Annotated in this window: 18 protein-coding genes and 1 tRNA gene; 8 read left to right on the forward strand and 11 right to left on the reverse strand. The window is 62.5% G+C overall.

Annotation, left to right across the window (positions count from 1 at the left end; translation table 11 throughout):
- Nucleotide 1: 1 nt before the first annotated feature.
- Both fmt and def read right to left on the reverse strand, forming a co-directional pair.
- A complete protein-coding gene (gene fmt / locus AB8841_RS13305) occupies nt 2-934 on the reverse strand; it encodes a methionyl-tRNA formyltransferase (protein ID WP_370436313.1) in 933 nt (310 codons plus the stop codon).
- A complete protein-coding gene (def, locus tag AB8841_RS13310) occupies nt 931-1,449 on the reverse strand; it encodes a peptide deformylase (RefSeq protein WP_370436314.1) in 519 nt (172 codons plus the stop codon). Before def ends, fmt begins: the two co-directional genes overlap by 4 nt.
- Before the next feature lie 84 nt (nt 1,450-1,533).
- On the opposite strand from def, the gene AB8841_RS13315 reads away from it, so the two are divergent.
- Nucleotides 1,534-2,721 carry a DNA recombination protein RmuC gene (locus tag AB8841_RS13315; protein ID WP_370436315.1) on the forward strand — a complete coding sequence of 396 codons (1,188 nt, stop codon included), beginning with the start codon at nt 1,534-1,536 and terminating at the stop codon, nt 2,719-2,721.
- A gap of 110 nt (nt 2,722-2,831) precedes the next feature.
- A complete protein-coding gene (locus AB8841_RS13320; protein ID WP_370436316.1) occupies nt 2,832-3,335 on the forward strand; it encodes a ferritin-like domain-containing protein in 504 nt (167 codons plus the stop codon).
- 69 nt (nt 3,336-3,404) lie between these two features.
- On the opposite strand, the gene AB8841_RS13325 is transcribed toward AB8841_RS13320, so the two are convergent.
- The 8 genes from AB8841_RS13325 to rpmH form a co-directional block, all read right to left on the reverse strand.
- A complete protein-coding gene (locus tag AB8841_RS13325; protein ID WP_370436317.1) occupies nt 3,405-4,136 on the reverse strand; it encodes a pyrimidine 5'-nucleotidase in 732 nt (243 codons plus the stop codon).
- Nucleotides 4,137-4,436: 300 nt separating this feature from the next.
- On the reverse strand, nt 4,437-5,339 hold the full coding sequence (argB, locus tag AB8841_RS13330) for an acetylglutamate kinase (protein WP_370436318.1): 903 nt from the start codon (nt 5,337-5,339) through the stop codon (nt 4,437-4,439).
- A gap of 206 nt (nt 5,340-5,545) precedes the next feature.
- Nucleotides 5,546-5,914, reverse strand: coding sequence for a DUF423 domain-containing protein (locus AB8841_RS13335; protein ID WP_370436319.1), 369 nt, complete (start codon nt 5,912-5,914; stop codon nt 5,546-5,548).
- Nucleotides 5,911-6,567 carry a ribosome biogenesis GTP-binding protein YihA/YsxC gene (gene yihA, locus AB8841_RS13340; RefSeq protein ID WP_370436320.1) on the reverse strand — a complete coding sequence of 219 codons (657 nt, stop codon included), beginning with the start codon at nt 6,565-6,567 and terminating at the stop codon, nt 5,911-5,913. The genes AB8841_RS13335 and yihA overlap by 4 nt, the downstream gene beginning before the upstream one ends.
- A gap of 82 nt (nt 6,568-6,649) precedes the next feature.
- Nucleotides 6,650-8,179 (reverse strand): CHAD domain-containing protein, encoded by a 1,530-nt coding sequence (locus AB8841_RS13345; RefSeq protein WP_370436321.1) that lies wholly within the window; start codon nt 8,177-8,179, stop codon nt 6,650-6,652.
- 353 nt (nt 8,180-8,532) lie between these two features.
- Nucleotides 8,533-10,389, reverse strand: a complete 1,857-nt coding sequence (gene yidC, locus AB8841_RS13350) for a membrane protein insertase YidC (RefSeq protein WP_370436322.1) — start codon at nt 10,387-10,389, stop codon at nt 8,533-8,535.
- Entirely contained in the window at nt 10,382-10,831 is a 450-nt protein-coding gene (rnpA, locus tag AB8841_RS13355; RefSeq protein WP_370436323.1) for a ribonuclease P protein component, read from the reverse strand. Before rnpA ends, yidC begins: the two co-directional genes overlap by 8 nt.
- A gap of 20 nt (nt 10,832-10,851) precedes the next feature.
- The gene (rpmH, locus tag AB8841_RS13360; protein WP_027314822.1) at nt 10,852-10,986 is read right to left on the reverse strand and encodes a 50S ribosomal protein L34; all 135 of its coding nucleotides are present in this window, start codon (nt 10,984-10,986) and stop codon (nt 10,852-10,854) included.
- 285 nt (nt 10,987-11,271) lie between these two features.
- Here rpmH and AB8841_RS13365 point away from each other — a divergent pair, with 285 nt between their 5' ends.
- From AB8841_RS13365 to AB8841_RS13380, 4 genes are all read left to right on the forward strand, one after another.
- A complete protein-coding gene (locus AB8841_RS13365; protein WP_370436324.1) occupies nt 11,272-12,042 on the forward strand; it encodes a TVP38/TMEM64 family protein in 771 nt (256 codons plus the stop codon).
- A 259-nt stretch (nt 12,043-12,301) separates the two neighbouring features.
- Nucleotides 12,302-13,735 (forward strand): PAS domain-containing sensor histidine kinase, encoded by a 1,434-nt coding sequence (locus tag AB8841_RS13370; RefSeq protein WP_370436325.1) that lies wholly within the window; start codon nt 12,302-12,304, stop codon nt 13,733-13,735.
- 108 nt (nt 13,736-13,843) lie between these two features.
- Nucleotides 13,844-13,920 (forward strand) — tRNA-Arg (locus AB8841_RS13375).
- A gap of 369 nt (nt 13,921-14,289) precedes the next feature.
- A complete protein-coding gene (locus tag AB8841_RS13380) occupies nt 14,290-15,090 on the forward strand; it encodes a M55 family metallopeptidase (protein WP_370436326.1) in 801 nt (266 codons plus the stop codon).
- Here the strand turns inward: AB8841_RS13380 and AB8841_RS13385 are convergent.
- Nucleotides 15,080-16,000, reverse strand: coding sequence for a LysR family transcriptional regulator (locus AB8841_RS13385; RefSeq protein WP_370436327.1), 921 nt, complete (start codon nt 15,998-16,000; stop codon nt 15,080-15,082). The two genes, AB8841_RS13380 and AB8841_RS13385, sit on opposite strands and share 11 nt — an antisense overlap.
- A gap of 153 nt (nt 16,001-16,153) precedes the next feature.
- On the opposite strand from AB8841_RS13385, the gene AB8841_RS13390 reads away from it, so the two are divergent.
- On the forward strand, nt 16,154-17,014 hold the full coding sequence (locus AB8841_RS13390) for a D-amino-acid transaminase (protein ID WP_370436328.1): 861 nt from the start codon (nt 16,154-16,156) through the stop codon (nt 17,012-17,014).
- Nucleotides 17,015-17,050: 36 nt separating this feature from the next.
- Complete coding sequence (locus AB8841_RS13395) at nt 17,051-17,902, forward strand: ABC transporter substrate-binding protein (RefSeq protein ID WP_370436329.1); 852 nt, start codon at nt 17,051-17,053, stop codon at nt 17,900-17,902.
- Nucleotides 17,903-17,915: the final 13 nt, after the last annotated feature.

Genomic DNA, 17,915 nt, shown 5'->3' on the forward strand with positions numbered 1-17,915 from the left:
CTTACGAAAAGCGGGCGCCCGGGGCGATCCTCACTCCTCGAAGGAACTCTTCGAAAGCGACGGGTCCCTTGCCGGCTCGCTGGACCTGGACCAGGCGCACAGCCCCGTCTCCGCACGAGACGGTACCGTCGCCGTCGAGAAGCGTCCCCGCCGCGCCGGAGCCTTTCCCCTGCGCGGCCTTGAGGACTTTCACGCGCTCGTCGCCCTTGCCGAAATCGGCCGCGAAGAAGGCTCCCGGAAAGGGGGACAGGCCCCGGATCTGATCGTGCACGGCCTGCCCGGACCGCGTCCAGTCGATGCGGGCGTCGTCGTTCTTGAGCTTGTGAGCGTAAGTCACGCCCTCTTCAGGCTGCGGCGTGAAGCCCAGGCCTCCGCGCGAGAGGGCCGCAAGGGCGCGGACCATCAGGTCGGCGCCGAGAACCATGAGCCGGTCGTGGAGTTCCCCAGCGGTCATGTCGGGTCCGATCGCCACCTTCTCGACCATGGCGACGGGACCGGTATCGAGGCCCTCTTCCATCTTCATGACGGCGACGCCCGTTTCCCTGTCACCCGCCATGATCGCACGCTGGATCGGAGCCGCACCGCGCCAGCGGGGGAGGAGTGAGGCGTGAAGGTTGAGGCAGCCGAGTTCCGGCGCCTCCAGGATCGCCTTCGGCAGGATCATGCCGTAGGCCACCACCACGGCCACATCGGCCTCGAGGCTGCGGAAGGTTTCGGCCGCTTCTTCGGCGCGCAGGCTCTTGGGCGTGAAGACGGGGAGGCCGAACCGCTCCGCCATCCGGTGCACGGGGGAGAGCTTCAGCTCCATCCCGCGACCGGCCGCCGCCGGCTCGCGGGTATAGACCGCGACGACCTCGTGGCCCTGCCCGACGATTTCGGCCAATGTGGGCACCGCGAAATCCGGGGTGCCCATGAAGACGACGCGCAGGCTCATGCTCCGGCCTCGCGCTTGGCAGCCTTCTTGAATTTGGTCATCACCCTGTCCCGCTTGAGCTTTGACAGATAGTCGATGAAGAGAACGCCGTTCAGGTGATCGATTTCGTGCTGCACGCAGGTCGCCATGAGGCCGTCGGCGGCCTGCTCGATGATATCGCCTTTGAGGTTCATGTAGCGGAAGCGCACCCGGTCCGGCCGCTCCACCTCCTCGTAATATTCCGGGATCGACAGGCAGCCTTCCTCATAGGCCCGCGTCTCCTCCGAGGCCCAGATGATCTCCGGGTTGAGCAGCACCATGGGCTCCCGTTCGTCCTCCGATTTAGAGATGTCCATCGTCACGATCCTCAACGGCACGCCGATCTGGATCGCGGCCAGGCCGACGCCAGGGGCGTCGTACATGGTCTCCAGCATATCCTCGGTCAGCTGGCGGATCTCCTTCGTGATTTCCTTAACGGGCTCGGAAATCAGGCGGAGCTTGGAATCGGGAAGAATGACAAGGGGTTTGATGCTCATGATTGCGGGAAATAAGGGCTTGCAAGTGGATGGTCAAATCGTTCGTGATATGTTCGGATGCCGCCGTCAATCGAAAGCGTGACCATGAACGATATCGTCCTGATCCTCGGCGCCCACGCCCTGACCTGGGGACATCTCGTGGCCGGCATGGCGGCATCGAGCCTGCTGCTCCTGACCCTCGTCACGGTGCTGCTCCTGCGGACGCGCCGGGAGAAGGCCGTGGAGGCTGCGGTCGCGGAGGAGCGGGCCCGGGAGATGGACGACAAGGTCGCCGAGCTCACCCGCATTCAGGCGGAGATGACCGGGCGGATGCGGACCATGGCGGAGGTCTTCGGATCCCGCCAGAGCGACTTCGTCCGCGTGATCTCGGAGCGAATCGACGGGTTGCAGCACCGGGTCGGGCAGGGGCTCGAGGCCTCGACGCGCCACCAGAGCGAGAACCTGTCGAAGCTCAATGAGCGGCTCGCGGTGATCGACGTGGCGCAGCAGAACCTCAGCAATCTGACCGGCGAGCTCGTCGGCCTGAAGGATATTCTCTCCAACAAGCAGAGCCGGGGCGCCTATGGCCAGGGGCGGATGGAGGCCATCATCCGAGACGGGCTTCCTGCCAGCGCTTTCGCGTTTCAGGCAACGCTCTCCAACCGCACGCGCCCGGATTGCCTCGTGCGGCTTCCCGGAGACGCGCGCGGCCTCGTGATCGATGCCAAGTTTCCGCTCGAAGGGTTTACGTCGTTCCGCGACGCGAAGGGCGAGGAGGCGCGGGTCCGCGCCGCCGCAAAGGTGCGCAGCGACATGCTCGTGCACGTAAAGGACATCGCCGAGAAGTATCTCATCCCCGGCGAGACCCAGGACATCGCCATGCTGTTCGTTCCGGCGGAGTCGATCTATGCGGATCTCGCCGAGCATTTCGACGACGTGATCCAGAAGGCCCATCGAGCGCGCGTCGTCATCGTCTCTCCGTCGCTCCTGACGCTTGCCATCCAGGTCATGCAGGCGCTCGTGCGTGATGCCCGCATCCGGGAGGAGGCGCGCGTGATTCAGGTCGAGGTTCAGAAATTGCTCGAAGACGTGGGCCGGCTCGACAACCGCGTGGCCAAGCTCGACGCCCATTTCCGGCAGGCGCAGGAGGATGTGGCCCAGATCCGGGTTTCCACGGAAAAGATCACGCGGCGCGGCGAGCGGATCGAGACTCTGGAATTCGAGGACGACGATGCGACGGCTCGCGCAGAGCTGCTGCGGCTGAACGGGCGGGATCTTCGGATCGTCGAGTAGCCCGGAACCGCCTTTCCCCGGCGACGTTCTTCCAGTTCTAGCCGACGCGCCAGGCGGATACTGGCGCTTGCATATTCCATGAGATCACAACACGAGAAGGATGAAGCGCTATGGGCCTTCTGTCGAAAGACATCAAGTCGCTGGACGATCTCTTCGTTCATACCCTTCAAGACATTTATTATGCCGAGCAGCAGATCACGAAGGCGCTGCCGGACATGATCGAGCAGGCTTCGGACCCCCAGCTGAAGCAGGCTTTTCAGACGCATCTGGGCGAGACCCAGCAGCAGATTCAGATGGTCGAACAGGTTTTCCGCATGCACGGACAGGATCCCAAGGGCGTGACCTGCCCGGCCATCGACGGCATCATCGACGAGGCGCAGGACATCGCGGGCGACATCGACGATCCGCAGGTTCTCGATGCTGCGCTGCTCGCAGCCGCTCAGGCCGTCGAGCACTACGAGATCACCCGCTATGGGACGCTTGTCGCTTGGGCCAAGCAGCTCGGTCGCGATGATTGCGCCGGCGTTCTGCATCAGATTCTCGATCAGGAGAAAGCTACCGATCAGAAGCTCAACCGCATTGCCGAGAGCAAGGTCAACACGCGCGCGGCGTAAGGTCTTCCCGGTCAAATGCAAAATGGCCTCCTTCGGGAGGCCATTTTCATATTTCGCGGAATAGGCGGTTTATTTCAGGAGCAAAGCATATTGCCGTAAAAACTCCGCAAGATCGTTGGTGATGTAGTCGATCTCCGGGGTCTTGACCGCTTCCTGTTCGAAACTCTCTCGGAATGGGTCGATCGTTTTCGGCACGATCAAGGTCGTGGTCATGCCGAGTTCGTGCGGAACCGTGAGATTCTTGGCAATATCTTCGAACATGGCCGAACGTGAGGGTTCGACGCCATGCTTGTCGAGGAAGCTCTCATAGGCGCGCCGCTCAGGCTTGGGCACGAAGTTCGACGCGGCAATATCGAAGACGTCCTCGAAATGGTCGAGGATGCCGATCTTCTTCGCCACGTTCTCGGCATGCTTGCGCGAACCGTTCGTGAGGATCAGCTTGCGGCCCGGCAGTTTCTCGATCGCGGCGCCCAGGCTGGCATTCAGTTCGATGTCGGTGTGATCGATATCGTGCGCGAAATCCAGGAAGTCCTGCGGGTCGATATCGTATTCGTCGATCAGCGCCCGCAGGGTTGTCCCGTATTTATGATAGAAATACTTCTGCAGTGCCTTCGACGAGATGCCGTCGAGGCCGAACAGATCCGCAACGTAGAGGGTAATGCGCTCGTCGATCTGGGGCCACACCCGCGAGGTGTGCGGATAGAGCGTATTGTCGAGGTCGAAGACCCACGTGTCCACATGCGAGAAGGCGCGGGATTCAGGCGATGACAGGTGGTTCTCGACAGGCGGTTTTGCGTTCATGGGTCCTTAGCGCATCGTGCGGAAAAGTGGACCCGGTTTTCCGCTCAAACGATGCGCTCCTCTAAGAAGGGAGCATCGGATGGAATCCCAAAAGTGCAAATCCACTTCCCGCGTCCGATGCTCTAGAGCATCGGACGTGAAGTCGAACCCACATCCGATGCAGTAAGTTTCTGTTTTTGAGCATCTTTTCACGCAAAACCGGTACCCACTTTTGCGTCCGATGCTCTAGAGACGACAATGGGGCCGTGCGGCCCCACTGCTGATAATATAGTGACGGTACGGGCACAGGGGAAGGGGGGCTCAGCTCCGCCGGATCAGCGTTCCCGCGCCGTGGTCCGTGAACAGCTCCAGAAGCACCGCATGGGGTACCTTGCCGTCGAGGATGACCACGGCTTCCACGCCCCGTTCGAGGGCGTAGATGCAGGTTTCGATCTTCGGGATCATGCCGTCCGTGATGGTGCCATCGGCGATGAGACGGCGGCAATCATCGATCGTCATTTCCGGAATGAGGTTCTTGTTCTTGTCCAGCACGCCCGGAACGTCCGTCAGCAGCAGAAGGCGCTTGGCCGTCATCGCTCCGGCGATGGCTCCCGCGAAGGTATCCGCATTGACGTTGTAGGTCTGGCCGTCATGGCCGATCGCCACAGGGGCGAGAACCGGGATCAGCTCGGCGCTGAGCACCTGGTCCAGAACCTCCCGGTTCACCTTCTCGGGCTCGCCGACAAAGCCGAGGTCCACGACCTTCTCGATATTGGAATCCGGGTCCACGGCGGTGCGGGTCGCCTTGCGGGCGATCACCATGTTGCCGTCCTTGCCCGACAGACCCACGGCCTTTCCGCCCTCGGTGCCGATCCACCCTACGATCTGCTTGTTGATGGAGCCTGCGAGCACCATCTCGACGACCTCGACCGTAGCTTCGTCCGTCACCCGCAGGCCGCCCTTGAACTCGGACTTGATCCCGAGCTTTTCCAGCATCTTGCCGATCTGAGGACCGCCGCCATGAACCACGATGGGCTTGATGCCCGATTGTTCGAGCAGGACTACGTCCTCGGCGAAGTCCTCGGCGGCGGCGCGGTCGCCCATGGCATGGCCGCCGTACTTGATCACGACGACCTGCTGATCGTAGCGCTGCATGTGCGGCAGGGCCTGCACGAGCACCTCGGCCTGGACATGGACGTCGGGGAGCTGTTTGGAATCGGACATAGGCGGCTCCAGCGGATGGAATAAAGACGGAACGGCCTGCGTTCTAGAGCATCGGGCCTCAAAGTGGAATGCACTTTCGGGTTTCTTCCGATGCTGATTTCCTGGCGTGGCGCACCCATTCGCCCGAAACTGGGTCCCCCTTTTTGGGTTCCTGGCGCTCCGGCGCCACATAGCGCCTCGACGGCAGGAGCATGCGGGTCTGGGCTTCAGCCTCGCAAGCGGAGCAGGGCGGCCAGCGCCACGAGAAGCCAGCCGAGCATCAGCAGGACCCCGCCCGTGGGCGCGGCCCTGGGGAAAAGGGCCATCCCCGCGAAGGCGCGCCGGGAAAGGTCGCCACAGAACAGCGCAAGACCCAGGACAAGGACATAGCCCGCAACCTGGGCGATGGTCGGATGGACGGACCCGGTCGCGATCAGGGCCGCGAGGGCGAGCAGCGCCGGAGCATGGAAGAGGAGGAACTGGGCAGCCGTGGTCAGGTTGCCTCCCGTGATGTGGGCGGCCGCCGCTGACAGGGCCACGCCCAGGGCGCCGGAGAGGCCCGCCAGAACGATCAGGAGGCGGGCTCCCAGGTTCACAGGGCACCTCTTTCGTCGAGCAGCCGGGCAATCCCTGCGCGCAGCTCGGGAATGCCGAAGCCCGTACGGCTCGACGTCGGCAGGATCTCGGGAAAGGCTGCCGCCCGCTTCGAGATCTGCTCCATCGTCGTGGCGATCCGCTTTTCGAGCTCGTCCTTCTTCAGCTCGTCCGCCTTGGTCAGCACGACCTGGTAGGACACGGCGGCGGTACCGAGGGTCTCGAGGACGCCCTCGTCCACGGGCTTGATGCCGTGGCGGGCATCGATCAGCACAAAGACGCGAGCAAGGCTCGCACGGCCCCGCAGATAGTCATGGATCAGCTGCGTCCAGGCATGCACCTTCCCCTTGTCCACGGCCGCGTAGCCGTAGCCGGGCATATCCACCACGTGGAGGCGGTCGCCGATATTGAAGAAATTGAGCTGCTGCGTGCGCCCGGGCGTGTGCGAGGTGCGGGCCAGGGTGTTGCGCCCCGTGAGGGCGTTCACGAGGCTCGATTTGCCCACGTTGGAGCGCCCGGCAAAGGCAATCTCCACCTTGCTCATGGGCGGGAGGTTCTTCAGGGAATTGGCAGCCCAGATGAAATCTGCCTCGCCCGCGAAGAGCTTGCGGCCAATCTCAAGGAAGGGGTCGGTTTGGGGGTCCATGTCGGTCATGGGGTTCTTATCGGGGGTTGGGGCGCATTCTTCAAGGCATCATTCCCGTTCTTCCCCGACGGCCCGGCCGTATGAAAGCGATTCAGACCCAAAACGGTTCGGCCCTTCGAAGTTTCCGGGCCGTTTTTTCCGCCCTTGAAAGGAGCTTCTTCTCGCGTGTTTTTCTTTGCTTGGGATTGGACCGAGACAAGGCCGGGAAACGCTCCGAGGCGACGGCGATGTCGTTCATCTCGCCCAACGCATCCTGGAGGCGCTTGAGCCGGGCGAGCCACCAGGCGTGGCGTTTCTTCGCGGGGTTCTGCCCGAACAGGCTTTCAAGGAACTCGGCGATGTAGCGCAGTTTCTTGGCCTTGATCCTCACCCCGTGCCGCCGGTCCGGTTCCAAGGCGGCGAGCCGTTTCGTCCCCTTTCGAATGGGTTTCCAGCGTCGGGGAAGCTCCTTGGCGGCGTGGTCCGCGATAGAGCGCCGTCTCGTCGCTGCCTTGCCGCGCGTGAGCCATCGGCCTGTCTCGATCCACGCCGCCGTCTTCAGGATGGCACGCGTGAACCGGGGAGAGGCGAGGGTCTCGAGCAAAGCGTCATAGGCTTCCGTTCTCGCCCTTTCGGCGTTCATTCTCTCGAGCTGGACGTCCTGAACCTTCGTGGCCGGCACATTTGCTAATAGGACGTCGAGATCGCGCGCCGGGCCGAGCTGGCGGCCTGCCCACCGCAGTTCCGCTTTGATCGTCTCCGTTTCCCGATTGCCCAGCATTCTCTTGAACAAGGACAGGCATGCTTTGAGCCGCCGGAAGCCGACGCGTGTCTGATGAAGGGCCGAGGCATCTCGGGTTCGACGAAACAGGGCTTCGTTTCCGACGATCTGCGACAGGCAGGAGCGGGCGATCCTCTGGAAGGCTTCCGCGCAGGGCGTAGACGACGAAAGCGCGATCTCTCCGGAGGTCGAGGGGCGGGAGGCTGCGGCGCCGGTCAGAGCGTAGCCGCGTTCGGATTTGGTCGTGAGCGACAAGCGAAGGGCTGCCGCCTCGGCCAGTTTACCCGCGAGATCGAAGAGGCCGGAGGCCTTTCCCTCCTTGAGTTCGAGCTCCAGTTCCGAGAAGGAGGAGTTTTGGGAGCCGGCGGTCGCGACGACCTGATCGAGCGCCAGCTCGATCACGGCTCCCGCGTGCTCGATCAGGAAGACGCGCCTGTTCGTTTCGACCGTAAATGCAGGCCGGATCAGCCTCCGGCCGTCGATGTCGCCGATGAACGGTGCGAGGGGGGTCTCGGCCGCTGCGGCGAAATCGAGCCGACCATCGACGTCGCGTTCCCATTCCGCACGGTCGAGAGCAAGGCCGCTGTCGCCGTTCTCGGCCTTGATGGTTTGGACCTGATGTCCTTTGCTGCTGCGGATCCGAAGAGACAGCCTGGCCCGGCGCAGAGCATGATCAACCGTGTCGTAATAGACGGCAAACAGGGTGCCGCTGCGATCCGGGGCCGGCTTGGCCCGAGCGAGCAGGGGATGATCGAGGAGATCGTCCATGCGTCCGGAAGCGAGTTCGAGCTTCATCTCGACCTCGCGCGGGGCAGTCTGCTCCGAAACATGCTGCTCGATCATGGGGTTGCGCGCTTCCATGGCCAGACCGTCGTGGGACCGGTTCCTCCTGAAGATATGGCGCAGCCGATCGGAAGGTCTCGCGCTCGCACGAATTTTTGCCTGTCTGGAGCATCGGACGCAGGAAGTGGAATCCACTTTTGGGATTCGGTCCGATGCTCCCTCCGAGACAACGAATCGTTTGAGCGGACCCGAAGGGCCGCGTCAGCGAATACCGGGTCCACTTTTCGCTCGCGCGGCCCGCCGGGTCCGTACGATGCACTAGGGATCGGGGCCGCAGGGGTGCGATGCTCCTCCGTTGATCCGGGCCATGGGCCCAAAAAGAAAATCCCCGGGGCGGAGCCCGGGGATGATCGTCTGACATGCATCAATCTTTAGCTGCGGGCCGGACTGCTCCGGCGACTGAAGGTCTTCCGCAGGTTGTCCCACAGCTCGATCTTCACGCCGTTGCGCCTCATGATGAAGGCCTGCTGCGTCACGGAGAGCAGGTTATTCCAGGCCCAGTAGATCACTAGACCGGCCGGGAACGAGCCGAGCATGAAGGTAAAGATCACCGGCATCCACGAGAAGACCTGCTTCTGCACCGGGTCCGGCGGCTCCGGGTTCATCTTCATCTGGAGCCACATGGTGACGCCCATGAAGAGCGGCCAAGCGCCGAGCATGAGGAAGTGGCCGATCACCGGCACCGCCCCCGGGTTGTAGGGCAGCAGACCGAACAGGTTGAAGACGGAGGTCGGGTCGGGGGCCGCAAGGTCGCGGATCCAGCCGAAGAACGGCGCGTGGCGCATCTCGATGGTGACGAAGAGCACCTTGTAGAGAGCGAAGAACACCGGGATCTGGATCAGCACCGGCCAGCAGCCTGCGACCGGATTGATCTTTTCCTTCCGGTAAAGCTCCATCAGCGCCTGCTGCTGCTTCATCTTGTCGTCGGCATAGCGCTCGCGGATCGAGGCCATCTCCGGCTGAACCGCCTTCATCTTGGCCATGGAGGCGTAGGACTTGTTGGCGAGCGGGAAGAAAAAGATCTTCAGGATCACCGTCACGAGCAGGATCGCGATGCCGAAATTGCCGAACAGCTTGTAGAAGAAGTCCAGGACCTTAAACAGCGGCTTGGTGATGAAGTAGAACCAGCCCCAGTCGATCACCAGATCGAAGTTCTTGATGCCGAGCGAGTTCTGGTAGGCGTCGACCGTCGCCACCTCCTTGGCGCCTGCGAAGAAGCGCTGCGTGGCCTCGGCATTGCTGCCGGGCTCGATCGTCTGCGGCGTGCCCTGCATGATCGCATGATAGGTGCGGCCTGACTGGCTCTGCTGGGACGTGAAGGCGCCCTGGTACGTTTGCGCCTGGTCGGGAATGACGGTCGCGGCCCAGTACTTGTCGGTAATGCCGAGGAAGCCCCCCTGCACGTTGTCCCATTTCTTCTCGGAAACGGTCGAGCCTGCGACGGGCGCCTCCTTGTCCAGGGTGTCGTACTTGATCTCCTGGAGGCCGTGGTCGCCCAGAACGCCGATCATGCCCTCGTGCAGCACATAATAGCCGAGGGTCGTGGGCCTGCCGTGCCGCGACACGAGGCCATAGGGCTGCAGCGCGACAGCCGCGGAGCCGCGGTTCTCGACGGAATTCTTGACCGTGAACATGAACTTGTCGTCCACCGAGATCGTGCGGTGGAAGACCAGGCCCTGGCCGTTGTCCCAGGTCAGGGTCACGGGTGTGGAGGGGGTGAGCCGATCGCGGTCTGCCGTCCACTCGGTCGTGGCGTTGGGCAGGCCCCCTGCCTGGGCGCCGACCCAGCCGAAATCCGCATAATACGGGTTCTGCGAGCCCTCGGGCGACAGGAGCACGATGTTCGCGCTCTTAGGGTCGACGGTTTCGCGATAGTTCTTCAGCGCCACGTCGTCGATGCGGCCACCGCGCAGGTTGATCGAGCCCGCAATGGCCGGAGTATCGATCGGCACCCGCTTCGTACTGGCGAGCGCGGCCTCGCGGGACATGATGGTGGGAGCTACCGGAGTGCTCGGCACAGTACCGGGCACGGTGGGCGAGGCGCCGCCGGCCTGGCTCGGGCTCGGAGGCGGATTGGGCGCGGTGGGGTTCACCTGCGTGGATTGCTGCTGGAGGGCCGCCTGGCGCTGCTTTTCAGCCTGGGGAGCGGCGAAGAAATACTGCCAGCCCAGCAGAACCGCCAGTGACAAGGCGATGGCAACGATCAGGTTTTTATTTTCTTCACGCATGGGAATGTCCGCGACGCTCGCCTTTGGGATGAGGTGAGGAGGGGAGGGGACGATCAGAGATGTGGGCGCTTTTCGGCTTGGTGACAACCCGCAGAGCGCGCCGAAGATCGTCGATGAGAACGTCGTAATCCGCGGTCAGAATCTCGCGCCGGCCGATGATGACGACATCCGCATTGATGGTTGCGTAGTCCAGCCCTGCCAGAGGGACGGCAGCTCGGAGCCGACGCTTGATCCGATTGCGCTCGGTCGCATGGCCAACCCGTTTCGTAACGGTCAGGCCGATCCGAAGACCAAGAGCCGAGCTGCTGGAATCCGTAGGTGGGCGCAGGCGGGCCTGCACCGTCATCCGCTCCGTATGAAAGCGGCGGCCCGAGGCCGCCGCGACGAAGTCGGGTCTTTTCGTCAGACGCCCGATGGTCACATGTGCGCGAGCGTCGCGCATCGGGTGTCCTTTAAGGCTGCTTACGCCGAAAGGCGCTTGCGGCCATGGGCGCGGCGAGCGGCAATGACCTTGCGGCCGCCCTTGGTCGCCATGCGCGCACGGAAGCCGTGGCGGCGCTTGCGAACCAGCTTGCTCGGTTGATACGTCCTCTTCACGGCACATCTCCGGTCGAAAGGGGCAGCGGTGCTCGAAGGCTCGCGCCCGTCTGGTAAGGTAAGGGGTTGCCCCCGAAACTGTCTCGAAAAAACGATCAGCGCCCACGAAGAGCGCTGTCAGCTCGCGGGCTTATGACGGAAGAGAAGGGCAAAGTCAACGCTGCTCTGGCTCTTCTGCGGCAATCCGGCAGCCCGAGCCTTTCGTGAGGGGCCCGGTAGGTTCGGATCTATGGAGCGCTATATAGGAGCGCCCAGACCGGAGGAAGCGTGGCGGATAGGAGTGTCATGGCAGAAGGAGCGCCCACCCGTCGCAATTTCGGGAGCTATCTGTCTCTTGCGGTGCTGCTGATCGCCATTGTGACGGCCTTTGCCACGGGGCTGCACCGGTCCCTGAGCTTCGCCACCTTCCTGCACTACCAGGCTCAGCTTCGAGAGCTCGTGGCGGAGCACCGGCTGGCCATGCTGGGGCTGTATATGGCGGTTTATGTGGCCGCCGTTTCCTTGTCCCTGCCGGCTTCCGCCTTCCTGACCACCATCGGAGGATATCTGTTCGGCTGGGCCCTGGGCAGTCTCGTGGCCTCCATGGCTGCCACCCTGGGAGCGACCTGTATTTTCGCCCTTGCCCGGACCTCCTTGGGCGGGCCGCTTCTGAAGCGGGCCAGCGCCAGGGTTCGGAGCCTGGCCGCCGGCTTTCAGAAGCGGGCGTTCTCCTATCTTCTTTTTCTGCGATTGATGCCGATCATACCGTTCTGGCTGACCAACCTGGCCGCCGCCTACTTCGGCATGCGGCTGAAAAGCTACGTGCTGGCGACTTACCTCGGTATGCTCCCGACCTGTTTCGCTTTTGCCTTTGCGGGTTCAGGTCTCGACGAGGTCATCGCCAGTCACGAACAGGCCTACCGGCAATGTCTCGAGAGTGGGCAGGCGGATTGCACCATGGGCCTTGATGCCAGGAGCGTTTTGACGCCCGAACTGACCATGGCGCTTTCGATCCTGGGCATTCTGGCCCTGGCGCCTCTTGCCGTCCGATACTGGCGAGACCGAAAGAAGCCGTGAAGGGGCACGGGCCCGCTAGGCCTTCGAGACGCGGTCAGGCGGCGGAGCCGCCGGGGTCGATCCGGAGATCTTTCAAAGACAGTGGGTTACGGGCGATAATGAAAGGATTGAAGGTTTGCGATCTCGCCGGCTTGGTCTATCCCTACCTCGCTCCTCCAATCTGACGAAGAGCACGGGGTGGAGTTTCTGAGGCCTCCGGCTCGGAATTTATGATCGCGGCGGAGCATTGGGATGCTCTGCCGTTGAGGACAAGGCGGGCATGAGCGTCGAGCAGCCGCATTCACTGACGTGGCGGATCTTGAGCCAATTCGGGCTCTCCGCCCGCCTGCTGCTGCTGACCGTTCTGTTCGTCATGATCGCGGAGGTGCTGATTTATGTGCCCTCCATCGCCAGTTTTCGCCAAACCTGGCTGCATGATCGTATTGCCGCAGCCCAGATTGCGGCCATGGTGCTGGATGCCGCGCCGGAAGAAAGCCTGTCCGAAGAGCTCGAAATGCGCCTCCTGCAGGGTGTCGGGGCTCAGGCCATCGCCCTTCGCGGCGGCGGACGCAGGAGCCTTCTCGCCATCAGCGAGGTTCCGCCCGAGGTCAGCAAGAGCATCGACCTGCGCGATGCAAATTGGACGACCCTCGTGACGGATGCCTTCGCGGTTCTGTTCAATCCGGCCGACAAGCCGATTCGGGTGATCGGCCATGGCATGGGGGTCGAGTTCGTCGAGATCATTCTCGATCAGCGCCCCTTGCGGGCCGCCATGCTCGAGTTCTCGCGCAATATTCTTCTGGTGTCGCTTCTCATTTCGATCATTACGGCAAGCCTTGTCTATCTCACCCTGCAATGGGTGATCGTGAGGCCCGTGCGGCGGCTGACCGGGAATATCGCGGAATTCTCCGGAAATCCGGAGGATGCCTCCCGGGTCATTCAGCCGTCGGACCGTGCCGACGAAATCGGCCTGGCGGAGCAGGCCCTCGCACGCATGGAAACGACGCTTGCGGATGAGCTTCGCCAGAAACGGCGGCTCGCGCAGCTTGGCCTTGCGGTCAGCAAGATCAATCATGAGTTGCGCAATATGCTCACGACCGCTCAGCTGCTCACGGACCGGCTTGACCGGGTGAACGACGAGACGGCCCAGCGGGTCGCACCCCGGCTTGTCGCGACCCTCGACCGGGCCATTGCCTTCTGTGAAACGACGCTAGCCTATGGCCGCGCGACGGAGCCTTTGCCGCAGCGCCGGCTCATTCCGCTGGCGCCTCTCATCGCGGAGCTCTCGCATCTGAAGGATCTGGCTCCCGAGGTCGGCATTGCGTTCAATGCTCACGTGCCCGAGGACGTGATGATCGATGCCGACCGGGACCAGCTCTCGCGGGTTCTCGTGAACCTCGTCCGCAACGCCGTGCAGGCCTTGAGCCAGGCGGGCTCTTCCGGAGGGCAGCCATGCATCGACGTTACGGCGAGGCGCGAGGGAAATAGCGTTACCATCCTGGTCGAGGATAACGGACCCGGAATCCCGGAGCGGCTGAAGGCCGATCTCTTTACGCCGTTCCAGAGCTCTGCCCGGAAAGGAGGGACGGGGCTGGGGCTGACGATCGCCGCGGAGCTGATCCAGCTCCATGGCGGCACGATCAGCCTTGACGATAACGGCGGCCACACCCGTTTCCGTATCCGGATCCCCGATCGGACCACCGCTCAGGAATAAAACGCGGCTTGTGCAAAATCTCTTGAAAGGAGGCTTGCCAAGCGCGTCAGAACCCTTTAAGTCACCCGCCTCGGCCGATGTTGCTTCCCGCGACGATCTGCCGACCAAGCGCCCGTAGCTCAGCTGGATAGAGCACCAGACTACGAATCTGGGGGTCAGAGGTTCGAATCCTTTCGGGCGCGCCATTTTTCCCTTCATCATCGATTGATCGTCGAGATCGCCCATGCCGGGACGCTGGCTTGTGATCCGGGTCGATGCCCGTTGGGGCGAGCGGCTTAAGACAAGTCGCGATTCGGTTCGTGCCGAAGCTTTCCCGCGCAGATTCGACTTGCGGAGTCTGCCTCTCTGGACATAGGGCAGGATTCATTCAGTCGGCGCGGCCTTCCGCGATCCCGGACAGACAATCCCATGCTCTGCCGATTGAGGGTCTTAGCGCACATTTTGACGGCGAAGCGGATCCGCTTCGCCGTCAAAATGTGCGGCCGATCAAAGAAGAGAGCTGATTCCACGCCCGTGAAAACAGCTCTGGATGCGCGAGAATGCGGAGAGGTGGAATGAAGGTCTTCATCAGTGCCGATATCGAGGGCTCTGCAGCGATCACGACCTGGGACGAGGTTCATAAAGGCCGGGCCGGATACCAGGAGTTTCGCGAGCAGATGACGGCCGAAGTGGTCGCGGCCTGCGAAGGCGCGCGTGCCGCTGGCGCGACCGACATTCTGATCAAGGATGCGCACGAGTCCGGCTGCAACGTGATCGTCTCGCGTCTGCCGGACTACGCGCGAATCGTTCGCGCGTGGAGCGGACATCCCTACGTGATGATGTTCGGGCTGGATTCGAGCTACGACGCGGCGCTCTTTATCGGCTACCATGACGCGGCAGGGTCGGATACCAATCCGCTTGCCCATACGATGAATGAGCGAATCGCTCGGCTTTCGATCAATGGCGAGCTTGCTTCGGAATTCACGGTTAATGCCTACACGGCGGCTCTGAACGGCGTGCCGCCGGTGTTCCTCTCGGGCGATCGGGGGATCTGTGCCGCCGCAAAACGGCTCGTCCCTGGAATGAAGACCATTGCTCTCAGCGAGGGCTTCGGGCGCGCCACGATGTCGGTCGCGCCCTCGAAGGCCGTTCGGATGATTCGCGAGGGTGTCGAGGAAGCGCTGACGGAAGGTCGTTCGCAATGCGCGCTCACGCTCCCCGACAGATTCGAGGTCGAGCTCGAGTTCAACAATGCCAGCGACGCATACCGCTCCAGTTTCTATCCGGGCGTGGAGCACCCCAAGCCCTGCATGCTGCGCTTCGTCTCGAACGACTACTTCGAGGTCTTAAGGGCGATCCGCTTCATCACGGTGTGACGAGGACGCTACGGAGGCCGGCGGCTCTCCAAAGCTCGTCCACGATGGGCCGTGCCCGCTGGGAGTGCCGGTAGAGGCGGATCTCGATCGTCAGGGACCAGGCAGGGTCGTCGCTTGCGGGCACCAGGGTGCCCTCAGCCAATTCCTGCCTGACGAGGCTCAATGGCAGCCACGCGACGCCCCAGCCCGCCAGCGCCATGGCCTTGTGGCCGATGGAGATGGTGTTCTCGTGGACAACCTGCCTGTTCAGGAGCGGCCGGTTGGCGAAGAGCTTGTTCAGGGCGACGCCGAAGAACGAGAAGTCGCCGTAGCTGATGAAGGGCACGGAGTGGGTGCTTTCAACCGCGCGGTCGAGAATCGGCCCGGCCGGTTGGGGGCGTGAGACCGGCAGCACTTCCTCGGTGCCGAGCACGAGATAAGGGAACCGCGCCTGATCGAGGAGGAACGGGACGGACGCGTGGGCATAGGTCAACAGGAAGTCGCAATTGCCGTCGACGAGGGATGCGATGTTGTCCTCGATGCCGCCCTTGTCCGGGCTGAGATGTGAGCTGAAGGCCGGCAGAGCCTTCTGAATCGATTGAAGCCAGTCCGGAAAGAACGTGACCGTCAGGGTGTGGAGCGCCGAGAATGTCAGCCGGTGTCGTTCGGCTGACGGGTCCGGTCGCAGCGCCGTTCGGTGCTCATGCCATTCCCGGACGGTCTGCTCCGCAATGGGCAGAAACCGCCTGCCTTCGTGGGTGAGCTCAGATGGAAAAATCGCCCGGTTGATGAGCGTCACACCCATCCATTCTTCCAGTTGTCGGATTCTCCGGCTGAAAGCGGGTTGCGAGACGCCGCGGAGGGACGCGGCTTTCGAGAAGCTCAGATGCTCCGCAAGGCAGCAGAAATCCTCCAGCCATTTCAGCTCCATGTTCCCCTTGTGCCTCCTGCGGGAGCGAATGCCAATCGAAACTCCCTATCATTATGCATTTTCTGCATCATGATCAGAGAAACACGGCATTAGCAATATGCAGGTGATCTCACTAGCGTTCGCGGCACACCTCAGTCTCAAAGGGGAAACGCGTTGCCGAGAACAATCTACATCAACGGACGCTACGTGCCTGAATCCGAGGCGCATATCTCGATCTTCGATCGGGGCTTTCTGTTCGGCGACGGCATTTACGAAGTAAGCGCCGTGATCGGCGGCCGTATGATCGACAACGATCTCCATCTCGATCGGCTCGAACGCTCCTTGAACGAGCTCGGCATTCCGATGCCAGTGTCGAGAGACGACATCGTCGCCATGCAAAACAGCCTCATTGCTCGCAACGAGCTCAACGAGGGCGTCGTCTATCTTCAGGTGACGCGCGGGAGCGAGGACAGGAATTTCGATTACGGTAATGCGCTGAGGCCGAATTTCATCGCCTTCACTCAGGTCAAGAAGCTCGTCGATACGGACGCCCACAGGACCGGGGTCAGGGTCGCGCTGGTCGATGACATTCGCTGGGGGCGCCGCGATATCAAGACCGTGATGCTCCTGGCCCAGGTACAGGCGAAGCGCGATGCCAAAGCGCAGGGCTGCTTCGAGGCATGGATGGTCCAGGACGGCTTCATTACGGAGGGTGCCTCCTCGACGGCGTTTATCATCACGCAGGCCGGCAAGATCATCACCAGGCCGAATTCGCGGGCCACATTGCCGGGATGCACGCGGCGCGCCGTGCTGCAGGTCGCGGCCGATCACGGGCTGCAGGTTGAAGAGCGCCTGTTCACTGCGGACGAGGCGCGCCTTGCTCGCGAAGCGTTTCTCACGAGCGCCTCGAGCCTCGTCACGCCGGTCATCGAGATTTCCGGCCACCGGATAGGGGAGGGAAGACCCGGTCCGGTCACACGCCGCATTCAAGAGATCTACCTGAACCTCGCCCTCGAACGAGCCGCGGTTCAATAGATAGTGCCACCACAAAAGCCAAAGGGGACTAAGACAATGACATTCAAAGCCATCAAAACCGCGCTGCTCGCCTCGGCGCTCACCTTCATGGCGGCCGGTATCGCGTCCGCCGAGACGGTCGGCTACGGGCAATGCGAGGTGACCGGCAAGAAGGGCGCCCAGTCGATCAAGCCTGCGGTGCCGGGCCAGTTCACGGTGATCATCAACCTGCCTGCGGTCGGACAGTTCAACGGCGATACGCCCGAGACCATCCGTGACGGCTACGAATTCTGCATGGCCGTCAACATCGCTCACCGTCTCGGCCTCGACAAGGTGAAGCTCGTCAATGCTTCATTCGACTCCATCGTGGCCGGGCAGAACAAGGATTTCGATATCGCGCTTGCCCTGATCTCGGTCACCGAGCCACGCAAGAAGGTGGTCGACTTCTCGACGGTCTACATGAATTCCAGCTACGGTGTCGCCACGAAGGCGGATGCGAACGTGACCGAGGCTTCGATCAAGTCTGGTCGCGTCGGCGTGCAGGCCGGCACGACGCTGGTGCCCTTCGCCCAGGAGACGCTGAAGGCTTCCAAGGTCGACGTCTATGACGACACGGCCTCCATGTTCACGGCCGCGGCCGCCGGCAAGGTCGATGCCGTCATGACGGATCTCACCATCGTTCTGGGTCAGGTCGCGAACTCCAAGGGTCGGTTGAAGGTCGTCGGCCAGTATCCCAGCGGCGGCGAGACGGCAGGCATCTATCCGAAGGGCTCGGCCAACAAGCCCGTCATCGATGCGATCATTCAGGAGCTCAAGGACGACGGCACGCTGAAGAAGCTCGAGGCTGCTTACCTTCTGCCGTCCTGGGGTGGCGTCTCGCCGGACAACGTCCCGACCTGGAAGCACTGAGACAGGTATCGGA

Origin of the sequence: Microvirga sp. TS319, assembly GCF_041276405.1 — a bacterium.
Taxonomy (GTDB): Bacteria; Pseudomonadota; Alphaproteobacteria; order Rhizobiales; family Beijerinckiaceae; genus Microvirga.